The 13,738-nt window shown below is 58.9% G+C and carries 19 protein-coding genes; 5 read left to right on the forward strand and 14 right to left on the reverse strand.

The window, feature by feature from the left end; translation table 11 throughout:
- Positions 1-3: 3 nt before the first annotated feature.
- The 7 genes from flgH to flgB all read right to left on the reverse strand — a co-directional run bounded on the left by flgH (position 4) and on the right by flgB (position 5,162).
- Positions 4-705, reverse strand: coding sequence for a flagellar basal body L-ring protein FlgH (gene flgH, locus JK621_RS13700; RefSeq protein WP_064799270.1), 702 nt, complete (start codon positions 703-705; stop codon positions 4-6).
- Positions 706-780: 75 nt separating this feature from the next.
- Positions 781-1,563: a flagellar basal-body rod protein FlgG gene (gene flgG, locus JK621_RS13705; protein ID WP_004946081.1), complete on the reverse strand. Its 783-nt coding sequence runs from the start codon at positions 1,561-1,563 to the stop codon at positions 781-783.
- 18 nt (positions 1,564-1,581) lie between these two features.
- A complete protein-coding gene (locus tag JK621_RS13710; protein WP_212556474.1) occupies positions 1,582-2,337 on the reverse strand; it encodes a flagellar basal body rod protein FlgF in 756 nt (251 codons plus the stop codon).
- 12 nt (positions 2,338-2,349) lie between these two features.
- Entirely contained in the window at positions 2,350-3,582 is a 1,233-nt protein-coding gene (gene flgE / locus JK621_RS13715; RefSeq protein ID WP_212556475.1) for a flagellar hook protein FlgE, read from the reverse strand.
- A 66-nt stretch (positions 3,583-3,648) separates the two neighbouring features.
- Complete coding sequence (gene flgD, locus JK621_RS13720) at positions 3,649-4,326, reverse strand: flagellar hook assembly protein FlgD (protein WP_212556476.1); 678 nt, start codon at positions 4,324-4,326, stop codon at positions 3,649-3,651.
- Positions 4,327-4,338: 12 nt separating this feature from the next.
- Positions 4,339-4,743, reverse strand: coding sequence for a flagellar basal body rod protein FlgC (flgC, locus tag JK621_RS13725; protein WP_212556477.1), 405 nt, complete (start codon positions 4,741-4,743; stop codon positions 4,339-4,341).
- Positions 4,744-4,748: 5 nt separating this feature from the next.
- A complete protein-coding gene (flgB, locus tag JK621_RS13730) occupies positions 4,749-5,162 on the reverse strand; it encodes a flagellar basal body rod protein FlgB (RefSeq protein ID WP_006326134.1) in 414 nt (137 codons plus the stop codon).
- Between the two features lie 159 nt (positions 5,163-5,321).
- Here flgB and flgA point away from each other — a divergent pair, with 159 nt between their 5' ends.
- The 5 genes from flgA (at position 5,322) to JK621_RS13755 (ending at position 7,966) form a co-directional block, all read left to right on the forward strand.
- The gene (gene flgA, locus JK621_RS13735; protein ID WP_212556478.1) at positions 5,322-5,975 is read left to right on the forward strand and encodes a flagellar basal body P-ring formation chaperone FlgA; all 654 of its coding nucleotides are present in this window, start codon (positions 5,322-5,324) and stop codon (positions 5,973-5,975) included.
- Between the two features lie 246 nt (positions 5,976-6,221).
- A complete protein-coding gene (gene flgM / locus JK621_RS13740) occupies positions 6,222-6,548 on the forward strand; it encodes a flagellar biosynthesis anti-sigma factor FlgM (protein WP_212556479.1) in 327 nt (108 codons plus the stop codon).
- 83 nt (positions 6,549-6,631) lie between these two features.
- A complete protein-coding gene (locus tag JK621_RS13745; RefSeq protein WP_212556480.1) occupies positions 6,632-7,066 on the forward strand; it encodes a flagella synthesis protein FlgN in 435 nt (144 codons plus the stop codon).
- A 230-nt stretch (positions 7,067-7,296) separates the two neighbouring features.
- Positions 7,297-7,683 (forward strand): type II toxin-antitoxin system RelE/ParE family toxin, encoded by a 387-nt coding sequence (locus JK621_RS13750; RefSeq protein ID WP_212556481.1) that lies wholly within the window; start codon positions 7,297-7,299, stop codon positions 7,681-7,683.
- Positions 7,664-7,966, forward strand: coding sequence for a helix-turn-helix domain-containing protein (locus tag JK621_RS13755; RefSeq protein ID WP_212556482.1), 303 nt, complete (start codon positions 7,664-7,666; stop codon positions 7,964-7,966). The genes JK621_RS13750 and JK621_RS13755 overlap by 20 nt, the downstream gene beginning before the upstream one ends.
- A gap of 138 nt (positions 7,967-8,104) precedes the next feature.
- Here the strand turns inward: JK621_RS13755 and JK621_RS13760 are convergent, their stop codons facing one another.
- The 7 genes from JK621_RS13760 to cheY form a co-directional block, all read right to left on the reverse strand.
- On the reverse strand, positions 8,105-8,509 hold the full coding sequence (locus JK621_RS13760; protein WP_212556483.1) for a flagellar protein FlhE: 405 nt from the start codon (positions 8,507-8,509) through the stop codon (positions 8,105-8,107).
- Positions 8,509-10,587, reverse strand: a complete 2,079-nt coding sequence (flhA, locus tag JK621_RS13765) for a flagellar biosynthesis protein FlhA (RefSeq protein ID WP_212556484.1) — start codon at positions 10,585-10,587, stop codon at positions 8,509-8,511. The genes JK621_RS13760 and flhA overlap by 1 nt, the downstream gene beginning before the upstream one ends.
- Positions 10,580-11,731, reverse strand: coding sequence for a flagellar biosynthesis protein FlhB (gene flhB / locus JK621_RS13770; RefSeq protein WP_212556485.1), 1,152 nt, complete (start codon positions 11,729-11,731; stop codon positions 10,580-10,582). The genes flhA and flhB overlap by 8 nt, the downstream gene beginning before the upstream one ends.
- Before the next feature lie 130 nt (positions 11,732-11,861).
- Positions 11,862-12,260: a type II toxin-antitoxin system tRNA(fMet)-specific endonuclease VapC gene (gene vapC / locus JK621_RS13775; protein WP_212556486.1), complete on the reverse strand. Its 399-nt coding sequence runs from the start codon at positions 12,258-12,260 to the stop codon at positions 11,862-11,864.
- On the reverse strand, positions 12,260-12,493 hold the full coding sequence (gene vapB, locus JK621_RS13780; RefSeq protein ID WP_212556487.1) for a type II toxin-antitoxin system VapB family antitoxin: 234 nt from the start codon (positions 12,491-12,493) through the stop codon (positions 12,260-12,262). The genes vapC and vapB overlap by 1 nt, the downstream gene beginning before the upstream one ends.
- Positions 12,494-12,618: 125 nt before the next feature.
- The gene (cheZ, locus tag JK621_RS13785; RefSeq protein ID WP_212556488.1) at positions 12,619-13,263 is read right to left on the reverse strand and encodes a protein phosphatase CheZ; all 645 of its coding nucleotides are present in this window, start codon (positions 13,261-13,263) and stop codon (positions 12,619-12,621) included.
- Positions 13,264-13,273: 10 nt separating this feature from the next.
- Positions 13,274-13,663 carry a chemotaxis response regulator CheY gene (gene cheY, locus JK621_RS13790; RefSeq protein ID WP_006326141.1) on the reverse strand — a complete coding sequence of 130 codons (390 nt, stop codon included), beginning with the start codon at positions 13,661-13,663 and terminating at the stop codon, positions 13,274-13,276.
- Between the last annotated feature and the right edge of the window lie 75 nt (positions 13,664-13,738).

The raw sequence follows: 13,738 nt of genomic DNA on the forward strand, positions 1-13,738 counted from the left end.
TACTCAAAACGGCGAGACATTTAAGAAGAAGCGTTGCAGCCACCCCATGGTCTGCGCTTCGTTGATATAGCCGTTGCCGACATATTCAATGCGCGCGTCCGCCACCTGGGTGGAGGTGACCGAGTTATTGCCGCTGATGGTGCGCGGGTTAACCACGCCGGAGAAACGGATAAATTCGGTGCCCTGATTGATGGCGATCTGTTTTTCCCCCACCACGTGCAGGTTGCCGTTGACCAGCACCTGATTGACCGTGACGGTAATGGTGCCGCTGAAGGTATTGTTGGCGTTGGCCCCGCCCTTGCCGCCAAAGGTGCTGTCGCCGGAGATGTCCATGTCGGCGCGCGCGTTGCCCAGCAGGCCGTCGAGATAGCGCGGCGACGTGGCGACGCCGAACTTGCTCGCGCCATTGCGGCTGGCGTTGGCGGAGGAGCTTTTGCTGGCGCTGACGTTTTCCTGCAAGACGATGGTCAGGGTATCGCCGATATTGCGCGGGCGGCGGTCTTCAAACAGCGGCTGATAGCCGTAATTCATCGGCTGCACCGTCTGGAAAATCGATCCGTTCGGCACCGGAGCGCCCGCCGGTGCCGGCTGCGCCGTGGTAGCGCCATCAACCAAGGGTTTATGCGGAATATAGGCGCAGCCGCTCAGCGTCAGCATCGCCATCGCCGCCAGCCAGCGTTTTCCTTGCTGCGGCGCGTTTGCCATCAGATATGTGGTTACCACGGATATCGCCTTTGTTTCACGAAATAGGGTGACGGGCGCACCGGCGGCGCCCATCAATTACAGTTGCGTCAGTTTTTGCAGCATCTGATCGGACGTTGATACCGCTTTGCTGTTGATCTCGTAGGCGCGCTGGGTCTGGATCATGTTGACCAGCTCTTCCGCCACGTTGACGTTAGAGGTTTCCACGTAACCCTGATAAAGCAGGCCCGCGCCGTTCAGCCCTGGCGTGCTCTCGTTCGGCGCGCCGGAACTCTCGGTCTCCTGGTACAGATTCTCGCCCACGCTTTCCAGGCCGCTGTCATTGATAAAGGTGGTCAGGGTCAACTGGCCTACCTGCTGGGCGGCGGTCTGCCCCTGCTGGGTAACGCTGACGATGCCGTCACGGCCGACGGTAATGCTCAGGGCATTGGCCGGAATGGTGATCGCCGGCTGCACCTGGAAACCGCTGGCGGTCACCAGTTGACCGTTCTGGTCGATCTGGAAGGATCCGTCGCGGGTGTAAGCCTGGCTGCCGTCCGGCAACATAACCTGGAAGAAACCCTGGCCTTTAATCGCCACGTCTTTGCTGTTGTTGGTTTGCGACAGGTTGCCCTGGCTGTGCAGGCGCTCGGTCGCCACCGGACGCACGCCGGTACCGATCTGCAACCCGGACGGCAGCGTCGTCTGCTCGGAAGACTGCGCGCCCGGTTGGCGCATGGTCTGGTACAGCAGATCTTCAAATACCGCCCGCTGGCGTTTAAAACCGTTGGTGCTGACGTTCGCCAGGTTGTTGGCGATCACGTCCATATTGGTCTGCTGCGCATCCAGACCGGTTTTGGCAATCCATAAAGATGGGATCATGGGTTATTTCCTTGCTGCTTAACTCAGTGATAACAACGAGTTGGCGCGCTGTTCATTTTCATCCACGCTGTGGATGACCTTCATCTGCATTTCAAAGCGACGGGCGTTGGCGATCATGTCGACCATGGTTTCCATCGGATTGACGTTGCTGCCCTCCAGCACGCCCGGCATCACCCGCACCAGCGGATCGTTTTGCAACTGATTGCCGCGTTGCTGCTGGGTTTCCGGCGTCAGGCGAAACAGCCCGTCGTCGCCGCGCATCACTTCACGCGCGTTGGCCTTCACCAGCTTCAGCCGGCCGATCTGGGCGATGGTGTTCGGCGGATCGCCGGCGTTCAGCGCCGAAATGGTACCGTCGGCGGCGATGGTGATCTCTGCCGACGGCGGCACTTCAATCGGCCCGCCATCGCCCATCAGCGGCCTGCCCTGCACCGTCAACTGCCCGGCGGACGAGATCTGGATGTTACCGTTGCGGGTGTAGGCTTCGCTGCCGTCCGGCAGGCTCACCGCCAGAAAACCGTCCTGCTGCAGCGCGACGTCCAGCGGGCGCGCGGTGTAGTTCAGCGCCCCCTGGCTCATGTCGGCCCCCGGCGTCGAGGCGGCCACCAGCGTACGCGTCGGCAGGCTAGGCCCGTCCACCGGCACGGCACGCAGCGCCGAAAGTTGAGCGCGAAAGCCCGGCGTCGATGCGTTGGCCAGATTGTTGGCGGTGACAGACTGCTGCTCCAGCGTCTGTCGCGCCGCGCCCATCGCGGTATAAATCGCGTGATCCATAAATCAATCCTATTAGCGCAGGCTGACCAGCGTCTGCAGGATAGAGTCCTGCGTTTTGATGGTCTGGGCGTTCGACTGGTAGTTGCGCTGTGCGACGATCATGTTCACCAACTCCTGGCTCAGATCGACGTTGGAGGCTTCCAGCGCACCGCTGGTCAGCTTGCCGAAACCGCCGCTGCCAGCCAGCCCTACGCGCGGTTGGCCGGACGCGCCGGTTTCTTGCCATACGTTATCGCCCTGCGAGGACAGGCCTTCCGGGTTGGAGAAGTTGGTCAATACGATTTGACCCAGCAGCTGGGTTTGCTGGTTGGAATAGATCCCCACGACGGTACCGTCATTGTTGATCTGGAAGTTGGTGTACTCGCCTGCGGTATAGCCGTCTTGCGACACCTTGCTGACCGAGTCGCTGCTGACGCTCTGTTGCATGCTCTTGGCAAAGCTCAGGCTGAAGTTTTGCGCCGGTGCGCCGTTGGTGGCGGACATCGGGATCAGCATGCTGAATTCGCCGGTGGCGCCCTGTTTGCTGGTGGTGCTGACCAAGTTACCGCTGGTATCGAACGCCATGGTGCCTGCGTCGGTCACCGGGGAGCCGGGAATGTTGCCTTCCTGAGTGTATACCTGCCAGTTGTTGTCGGAGGTCTTCACAAAGTAGGCATTGATATTGTGCACATTGCCCAGCGAGTCATAGGCGGTGATCGAGTTGACGTAGTTGTAGGAATCCTGCTTGGCGGGATCGAACGTCTTGTTATCCGGTACCTTATGGGTGGATTTCAGGTTGGCGACCATGGTGCCCGAGGTGGTGGCCTTGGCGGTCATCATCCCTTCCGGAATGCTCAACGGCACCGGGTTGGCGCCCTGCTGAATGGTCGGCGGTGAACCGGCCGCCGGGAAACCGGTCAATTGCAAGCCCTGCATGTTGGTCAGATTGCGGTTTTCATCCAGCTTGAACTGGCCGTTGCGGCTGTAGAAAATGCCGCCGTCCTTGTCCTGCAGGCGAAAGAAACCGTTGTCGGAAATGGCGACGTCCAGCGCGCGGCTGGTGCCGGTCGGGGTGCCGCCCTTGAAGTTCTGAGTGATCCCCGCCACCTTGACGCCCAACCCGACCTGCGAGCCGGCGAACATGTCGGCAAAGGAAACGGTGCCGGATTTAAAACCGGAGGTGGCGGAGTTCGCGATATTGTTACCGATCACGTCCAGGTTGGTTGCTGCTGCGTTCAAGCCGCTTACTGCCTGAGAAAAGGCCATCTAATTCTCCAAATAATGCGCAGGCTATCGTCCGATAACGCCCAATGAGTGAAATAAAAAATCGAATTAAAGGATCTGACGAACGTCCTCCAGCGTGGCGCTGCCAACCAGGCCCAGATCCAGCTTCGCGCCGTCCGAACCGCGGATAACGCCATTGACCATGCCGAAGTGCAGGCTGCGCGCCACCAGCTGTTCGCCATTGCCCTTGGCGTTGATCGCCACGGTGTAGGCGCCGTCGGGGGCGGTGGTGCCGTCTGTCAGTGAGCCGTCCCAGGTAAATGAGTGCACGCCGGCGGTCAGGCCGCCGATGTCAATGGTGCGCACCGCTTTGCCGGTGGCGTCGCTGATGGTGGCGGTGACCGTGTCGGCGGCGCGCTCCAGCTCAAGGCCAAACGGCGTGGTGCTGACCTTGCCGTCTTTGCTGCCGACCAGAATGTTGCTGCCGGGCACCATCACGCCGTGACCGATCAGCGCAGTGGCCTGCAACGACTGGTTGCTGTTGATCTGGCCGGAGATCGACCCCAGCGTGGTATTGAGCTTTTCGATGCCCTGAACGGTGTTGATCTGCGCCAACTGGGTGGTCAGTTCATTGTTCTGCATCGGGTTGGTCGGATCCTGGTTTTTCAACTGCGCCACCAGCAGCGTCAGAAAGTTGTTCTGCAGATCCTGGCCGGTGTTGTTTTTGGCGTTGACGCCGGTGACGGTGTTATCCAGCGATTCATTGGTGGTTGCGGCAATGGCCATGCAAAGCTCCGGTTACTGACCCAGCGTCAGGGTTTTCATCATCATCGACTTGGTGGTGTTGAGCACCTCGACGTTGGCCTGATAGCTGCGGGAAGCGGAAATGGTATTGACCATCTCGCTCACCACATCCACGTTCGGCATGCGCACATACCCTTTGCCGTCCGCCAGCGGGTTACCCGGTTGATACACCAGGCGTTCCGGTGCCGGATCCTCGACCACCTGCGATACGCGCACCCCGCCGGTGGGTTGCCCGGCGGCAGCGGCCACTTCAAATACCACCTGCCTGGCGCGGTAAGGTTCGCCGTCCGGGCCGGTGACGCTGTCGGCATTCGCCATGTTGCTGGCGCTGACGTTCATGCGCTGCGACTGGGCGGACAACGCCGAGCCGGAGATATCGAAAATATTCAGTAGCGACATGCGCCTTATCCTTGTTGTAACACTGACATCATCCCTTTGATCTGACCGTTGATCAGCGTCAGGTCGGTCTGATACTTCAGGCTGTTATCGGCGAAGTTGGTGCGTTCGCGATCCATGTCTACCGTATTGCCGTCCATCGCTGGCTGATCCGGCACGCGAAACAGCAAATCGAGCTGCGGCGGCTGCATGTTTTGCGCGGGAATGTGGCGCGCAGACGTCATGTTCAGCGCGATGCCGCTGCCGCTGGCGCGGCCCTGCGCCAGCACCTTGTTCAACTGGCCGGCGAAATCGATATCCCGCGCCTGATAGCCCGGTGTGTCTGCGTTGGCGATGTTAGCGGCCAAAATTTCCTGCCGCTGGGCGCGTAGATTCAGCGCCTCTTGACCAAAGCGCAGAGCAGCGTCCAGTTTGTCGATCATGCTCCCTCCGCGAGGTTAAAATTTGGAGCCGACAGCATAAACGCCCCCTCCGCCAGCCTATCGTGGGAATAAGGGCAAAATGCGTCGCTATTTGTCTGCTTAGCCTGCGCGCCGTCCGGGTAAACTTACCCGCACCCGATGGCGCTTGAGGAAGCGAAGATGAAAGGTAAAATGCTGCTGTTGGCCGCTCTGCTGTGCAGCCTGAACGCACGCGCCGAGGATCTGGCGGCGCAGATCGACAGCTTCATCAGCAGCCAGTTCAGCGGCAGCCCGGTGCAGGTCAAGGTGTTGGTGCGTACGCCGGCGGCCCAATGGCCACAGTGCGAGTTTCCGCAGCTGTCGCTCGCGCCGAATGCCCGCCGCTGGGGCAATATCAGCATTTCGGCGCGCTGCGACCAGGATCGGCGTTTTATACAAACGCAGGTTCAGGTGATCGGCAACTACCTGGTGTCGGCGCGCGGCATCAGCGCCGGCACCCGGCTGACGGCAGCTGACGTGAAGCTGAAAAGCGGCCGGCTCGATACCCTGGCACCGCGCACGCTTACCGACGCAGGCAAGGCGATCGGTGCGGTCAGCCTGCGCAATGTCAGCCCCGGCCAGCCCCTGACCTTCGCCATGCTGCGCCGCGCCTGGGTGATCAAGGCCGGTCAGCCGGTGCAGGTGACGGCACAAGGTACCGGGTTTAACATCAGCGGCACAGGCAAAGCCATGAACAACGCCGCCGCCCAGGACAGCGTCCGCGTACGCATGGCTTCCGGGCAAATCGTCAGCGGTATTGCCGATGATGAGGGTACGATTCGCATCGGATTATAAAAAGGATACCCAAAATAATTGGCGTTGCATCGCGGCGGCAAATCCTTGAGTCCCCAGGAACATAGCAAACTATGTGACTGGGGTGAGAGGATGCAGCCTACAAAGATGCAGCTTCAAGAATGACGGGTATAAAGGTTTATAAAAACCTGCCGATAATAAAAACATAAGCAGTAATTACCTGGCCGCCAGGGCCGCAAAAAATATCAGCCATTGCCCGTGCGGCAGCGGCATCGATGGAGATTGACCATGAGTATCGATCGCACCCAGCGGCTGCAGCCCGTGACAACGGTGCAGCCGCGTGAAACACCGGCAGAAAATCAGCTTCAGCCGCGCAAGGCCGCTCAGGCGGAAAGCGCCGTCAGCGGCACCCAGGTAAAATTGAGCGACGCGCAAGCACGCCTGATGCAACCGGGCACTCAGGATATTGATATGAACCGGGTGGATGCTATCAAGCAGGCGATCCGCAGCGGCGAATTGAAAATGGATGCCGGCAAAATTGCCGATGCGCTGCTGCAAGACGCGCAGAGCGATGCCCAATGGCTGTCAAACGGCAGCCGGCCGCCGAAGGCATAATCCTGTGATGCAATCTGGCCTGCATTGCCCACAAGGTTGCGGCGTGAAAGATCAAGGGACACTCTGAAAGGTGACGAATCGCAATGGAAAATCTGCCACAGCTGCTGGATAATTTGCTGGAAACCCTGAATGCACTCGACAGGGTGCTGACGGAAGAACATCATTTGCTCTGCTCCGGCCAATTGCCGGGCGTGGCGTTGCAGCGGGTCACCGACGTCAAAAGCCAGCTGTTGGCTACGGTGAACTACCTGGAACAGCAACGGCCGGGGCTGGAGCGCGCGCAAGGGCAACAGGCCCCCTATTCCGCTCACCCGCGTCTGGCCGACGCCTGGCAACAAGTACAGTTGCTCAGCCAAAAGTTGCGCGAGAAAAATCAGCATAACGGCCTGTTGCTCAATCAGCAGATTGACCATAACGCCCAGGCGCTGGCGATCCTCGGCAAGAACAACAAATCGCTTTATGGCCCGGATGGTCAGTCGCGCAGCGGCAGCCTGCTGGGGCGTAAAATCGGCGTTTAATCAATGGCAATACGTCCGACCCTTCGGCCTGGTCGGGCGTAGATTTTCCCACTGCGAGACGGCTCGCACTTCTACCTCTCCCCTCCCTGATTATCGGTTTTTATTTGCGTAATACTGCGCATGTTGTTTCATGCCACGTTTCATTCTCTCTTGTCTTCCCCCACCCTGTGCTGGTTTTTAAATCACTTGATCTATACCCGTTAAGGGGATAGATTCCACAGGGAGAGTGGATGACGGATATTTACCTCACCAAAACGTTTCAGGCATTTGCCACTCGTGAGCGCATTAGCGACGCCACGGTGATAAAAGCCGCACAGGAAATGCAGAATCAATTGTATGAAGCTAACCTGGGCGGTTGCGTTTATAAAAAACGGATCGCCCGGACGGGTGGCGGCAAACGTGGGGGGTATCGCGTATTGATCGCCTTTCGGGACGAAGAACGGCTGTTTTTCATGCGCGGCTTCGCCAAAAATGAAAGGGAGAATATTACGGGTGAAGAGCTGGCGGGTTTACGACATCTGGCGGCACTCTACCTGGATTACTCCCCTTTCAGGCTTTATCAGTTGGTCAACAACAAGGAATTGAAGAGGCTAACCTATGAGCAAAATTCTTGCTGAGATCCACCAGGAAGTGCAGGGGCTGTACAAGTCAGGGTTTGTCGATGATGTCACTATGCGCACTTTCGACATGCTGTGCCTGCACCCGGTGAAGGAGTACACCCCAGCCGATATTCGCGCCCTGCGCGAGCGCGAGAACGTCAGCCAGCCGGTGTTTGCATTGCATCTGAACGTCAGCAAAAAGGCGGTACAAAAGTGGGAGCGCGGCGAAGCGCGGCCCAACTCCGCCGCGATGAAACTGCTTTCGCTGGTCGATCGCAACGGGTTGGCGATTCTGGCCTAAATAGCGGCATTTAATCGCGCTTGAGATACGAGCCACCAAGGACGGGTTCACGGCCTGCCGACGTTCTGCATGACCCCAGCTGCAGTGCTGTTCGGCGCAGCTATTTAGGCTGTACCCGCCCTTTTCCCCGATACCGGATCACTGGTAATTCACAATCACCTGATTGCCAATCACCCGCAGCGGCGGATTCAGCCCGCCGCGTGCCTGCACGTAATAGACAAAGCGCAATTCGGCATTGGCCGGTTCCCCGTTCAACCCGTTGCTGCTGCCACTGCCGCCGCCCAATGCAATACAGCGGGTCAGCGTGCAGAGCTGCACTTGCAACCCGGTAGGTTCGGCGGCCAGCAAGCGGTAGCGCCAACTGACGCTGGTGATGCGCGCACCCGGATCCGGCAATGCGTAAGGCGTGCGCAGACCAGGCGATTCGCCGCGTACACCGCCATATTCCAGCGTGGCGCCAACGCCGTCGGCGACCCAGGAGCCCGACACCGCCTGTGCGCCAGGCGGCGCCAACAGGCAGAGCAACGGCAAACAGTGTTTCATTATGCGGCTCCGATGGTCGACGTCATGCGGATTTGGCGGTCGTCGTTGATTTCCAGATTAGACAGCACCACCATCTGCGGCAGGCTGCGGCGCAGGAAGCGCGCCAACAACGCCCGCAACGCATGGTTCACCAACAACACCGGCGGCGCGCTGAGCATTTCTTGTCGTTGTAGCGCCTGTTTGGCCTGATCCAGCAGACGATCCGCCAGCCCCGGCTCCAACCCGCCACCGCCCTGCAACGCCTGTAACAACAAGCGCTCAAGCTGGGTGTCCAGACCAATGACCTGAATTTCGCCGTTGCCCGGGAACCATTGCTGGGTGATCGCCCTCCCCAGCGCAACCCGCACCACGGTGGTCAACTCATAGGGATCGGTTTGTGACGGCGCATGCTCCGCCAGCGTTTCAATAATGGTGCGCATATCGCGGATCGAGACCCTTTCCGCCAGCAGGTTCTGCAATACCTTATGCAAGGTGGTCAGCGACACCACGCCCGGCACGAAATCTTCGGTCAATTTCGGCATATCCTGCGCTACCCGATCCAGCAACTGCTGGGTCTCCTGCCGACCAAACAGCTCGCTGGCAAACTGGCCAATCAAATGATTGAGATGGGTCGCCACCACGGTGCTGGCTTCCACCACGGTAAAGCCCTGGATCTGCGCCTGTTCACGCAGCGCACTGTCAATCCATACCGCTTCCAGCCCAAAGGCCGGATCGACGGTTTTATCCCCCGCCAACTCACCCACCGCGTTGCCGGGATTAATCGCCAACCAGCGCCCCGGTTGCGCTTCGCCGCTGCCGATTTCTACCCCCTTCATCAGGATGCGGTAGCTGGCGGGCGGCAACTCGAGGTTATCGCGAATATGCACTACCGGCGGCAGGTAACCCATCTCCTGGGCGAATTTTTTGCGGATGCTGCGGATACGCCCGAGCAGTTCGCCGTTCTGCTGGAAATCCACCATCGGGATCAGCCGGTAGCCCACCTCCATGCCCAGCGGATCTTCCAGCTGTACGTCTGACCAACTGGCTTCTGCCGCCTGCGGATTATCCTGTGCCAATGGCGCCTCCGGCACCTTCGGCGCTTGTCGATCGCGCCCACGCAGCCACCAGGCCAGCCCCAACAGGGCCGCGGTAAACAGCAGGAACACCAGGTTCGGCATTCCCGGCACCAGGCCCAACAGGCCGAGCACCGCGGCGCTGAGCAACATCACGCGCGGGTTGTTGAACAGTTGGCCGACCATCTGTTCGCCCACGTCCTGATCGGTCGCCACACGGGTCACGATAACGCCGGCGGCAGTCGAAATCACCAGTGCCGGTATCTGCGCCACCAGGCCGTCACCGATAGTCAGCAGGGTGTAAGTTTCCGCCGCCGTTCCCAGTTCCATACCGTGCTGGATCACCCCGACCAGCAGACCGCCAACCACGTTCAATATCATGATCATCAGCCCGGCGACCGCATCGCCGCGCACGAACTTGCTGGCGCCGTCCATCGAGCCGTAGAAGTCGGCCTCTTGCGTGACTTCGGAACGGCGTTTTTTCGCTTCTTCTTCACCGATCAGACCGGCGTTGAGATCGGCGTCGATCGCCATCTGCTTGCCGGGCATGCCGTCCAGCACAAAGCGCGCGCCCACTTCGGCGATACGCCCGGCACCCTTGGTGATGACCATAAAGTTGATCAGCACCAGGATGATAAACACCACGATGCCGATGGCGAAGTTGCCGCCGACCAGGAAGTGGCCGAAGGCCTCCACCACGCGGCCGGCGGCGGCGGAGCCGGTATGCCCTTCCATCAGGATGATGCGCGTCGACGCCACGTTGAGCGACAGACGCAACAGGGTCGAGAACAGCAATATAGTGGGGAAGGCGGCGAATTCCAGCGTGCGCTGGGTAAACATCGCGACCAGCAATACCATGATCGATAAGGCGATATTGAAGGTGAACAACAGATCGAGGATAAATGACGGCAACGGCAGCACCATCATCGACAGGATCATCAGGATCAGGATCGGGCCGGCCAATACCTGCCACTGCGTCTCTTTAAAACTGCCCGGCAAACGAAGCAAGGCGGCTAAATTAGCCATTAGAGTTACTCTCTCCAGCAAAATCCAGTGCATCCGGCACCGGTAAACGTTCGGGTTTTTTCGGGATCAGGCCGCCTTCGCGCCGCCAGCGTCGCAGTTGGTAAACCCAGGCCAGAACTTCGGCCACGGCGGCATACAGGGTGGCCGGGATGTGTTGTCCAATCTCGCTGTGCCGATACAGCGCACGCGCCAGCGGCGGTGCTTCCAGCATCGGAATGCGGTGTTCCGCGCCCAGTTCGCGAATGCGCAGCGCAATTTCGCCGGCGCCTTTGGCCAGCACTTTAGGCGCACTCATTTTTTGGTCGTTATACTGCAACGCCACGGCGTAATGCGTCGGGTTGGTGACTATCACGTCGGCTTTCGGCACGTCGGCCATCATGCGGCGTCGGGCAATGGCGCGCTGCTGCTGGCGGATGCGGCCTTTAACGTGCGGATCGCCCTCCTGATCCTTGAACTCGTCGCGAATGTCCTGCTTGGTCATTTTCAGCTTTTTAAAATGGCTCCACAGCTGGTAGAACACATCGAACGCCACCATCGGCGTCAGCCCGAGCACCACCAGCAGGCCGCAGAAAATGATCATGCGCAGCGCATTGCCGATCGCATCGAGCGGCTGTTGCGTCACCAGATGCAGCATCTCCGCCCAGTGGTGCCACAGATACAACCCGGTGATCCACCCCACCAGCGTCGCCTTCAAAATACCCTTCAGCAGCTCCGCCAGCACCTGGCTGGAAAATATTCGTTTCAGCCCCGACAGCGGGTTCATGCGTTTTACATCGAACTTGAGCGATTTGCCGCTTAACAACAGGCCACCCAACAACATCGGCGCGGTGATCGCCACCAACACCAGTCCCGCCATGATCGGCAGCAGCGCCCACACCGCCTGCCGCAGCAACATGCCCAACTGGCGCAGCATCTGTTTGTCGTTGCTGACCATGGCGTGATCGAAATTCAGCCCCTGGGTCAGCATCGCCGCCAGCTGCTGCGCCATGTTGCCGCCGGCAACCCAGATGATCGACAGACCCGCAATCAGCATCAGCACCGACGTCAGCTCACGCGAACGCGGGATCTGGCCATCCTCGCGCGCCTTTTCCACCCGGTGGGCCGTGGGGGCTTCGCTTTTTTCCAGATCGCTGTCTTCAGCCACGGGCGCGCTTCCTGTGCCGGGGGGGAATAAAATTGCGGCCAGCATGCCAAAAAAATGCTGATTTCATTGATGGAACAACGGGGGAAAAGACGGGTTATTTGGGGGATGGGTAATACCCGGAGGGTAAGATTTACAACCAATTCTCGAGACGCAGGCCTTCGACAGGTTCAAATTCACGCATGTTATTGCTAACAAGAATCAAACCTTCGCTGCGCGCATGACCGGCGATATGCAAATCGTTTACGCCAATCGGCGTTCCCTGGCGTTCCAGTGCAGCCCGGATGTTACCGTAATGCGATGCCGCTTTGGCACCGTAATCGAGAATGTCCAATCGTGAGACAAAATCCTCAACCACTCTGGCATTCACCGCCGGGCGCGAACTTTTCTCCACCCCGTGAACCAATTCGCCATAGGTGATCGACGAAATGACCATTTTTCCGGCATAGCGATTGAACGCCTCCAGCACTTCCAGCGGCCGACGCTTGATCACGTAAATCACAATATTGGTATCCAGCATATGGCTGAACATCAAAAATCTTCCCGCTCGCTCTGATGCTGCCCGGCACGTTCATTGAGGAAATCGTCGCTCACCTCATTTTCCGCACAGAAAAAACTGTCCCAGGTATTTTCTACCGGAGAAAGAATGCGCTCTTTACCGACCACCCGCACCGAGACTTTCGAAACGGAATCGGGAAAGCGGACTTCAGCAGGTAAACGCACCGCCTGGGTGCGATTATTGGTAAATACAGAACCTAATGTCATGGCGACTCTCCTCTGTGTGTGGCTTAAATTATAACCACCACGCCGTATATAGCAATGCTATATACTTTGAGTTGTGCGAGTCGTTGCGCAGTTCGGGGCACGACCTGCGCCGTGCCCAATCCTGATCAGAAACCGAGGCTGTCGAGCAGGTCATCCACCTGCGCCTGATTGGCGATTACGCCGGCGCCGTTTTGATCGAGCTGCGGGCCGTTGAGCAGGCTGTCGTTCGGCTTTTTCTCCTTCGCCGGCTGTTCTGGGATATTCTCCATCAGCACCATCAGCAGCTGCTTTTCGATCTCCTGCACCACGTCCATCATGCGTTTGATCACCTGACCGGTCAGATCCTGGAAATCCTGCGCCATCATGATTTCCAGCAACTGGGCGTTGGTAAACGCCGTATGCTCCGGCACCTGTTCCAGATACCGGCGGGTGTCGGTAACTAACTCACGCGCATCGTCCAGCTCAATAGGATCGGCAAACCAGTCGTCCCAGCGGCCTTTGAGGGCTTTGGCCTCTGACTCCAGCTCCGCCTGGCGAGGCTGCGCCGCCTCCACGCAGTTTAACGCCCGTTCCGCCGCCTGCGCGGTCATGGTGACCACATAATCAAGCCGATCGCGTGCATCCGGGATTGCCTCTGCCGCCTGGGCGATCGCCTGATCGAGCCCCAATTCACGCATGCTGTCGCGCAACATGCGCGTCAGTTGACCAATGCGGGAGATGATCTCTCCCGCGGTCGCCGCATCGCTGGCAGGCATTGGAATGTCTCTCATCACCCTCTCCTTACATGCCCAGTTTTTCAAAGATCTTATTGAGCTTTTCTTCCAGCGTCGCCGCCGTAAAAGGTTTCACCACGTAACCGCTGGCGCCGGCCTGCGCCGCCGCGATAATGTTTTCTTTCTTGGCTTCCGCCGTCACCATCAGCACCGGCATGGCCGCCAATGCGCCGTCGGCGCGGATGGTCTGCAACAGTTCGAGACCGTCCATGTTCGGCATGTTCCAGTCAGACACCACGAAATCGAAACCGCCGGCGCGCAGTTTGTTCAGGGCGTCCGCACCGTCCTCAGCCTCTTCAACATTGTTGAAGCCCAACTCTTTCAGCAAATTTCTGACGATGCGACGCATAGTGGAGAAATCGTCCACCACCAGAAATCTAAGGTTCTTATCTGCCATGTTCACTCCCAAGGTGCTAACTATCCATACCCGTCGTCTTTCAAGCCGCAGCGTTGTTACCTGCACTCACCCCAG

Origin of the sequence: Serratia plymuthica, assembly GCF_018336935.1 — a bacterium.
In the GTDB taxonomy this organism is placed as follows: Bacteria; Pseudomonadota; Gammaproteobacteria; order Enterobacterales; family Enterobacteriaceae; genus Serratia; species Serratia plymuthica_B.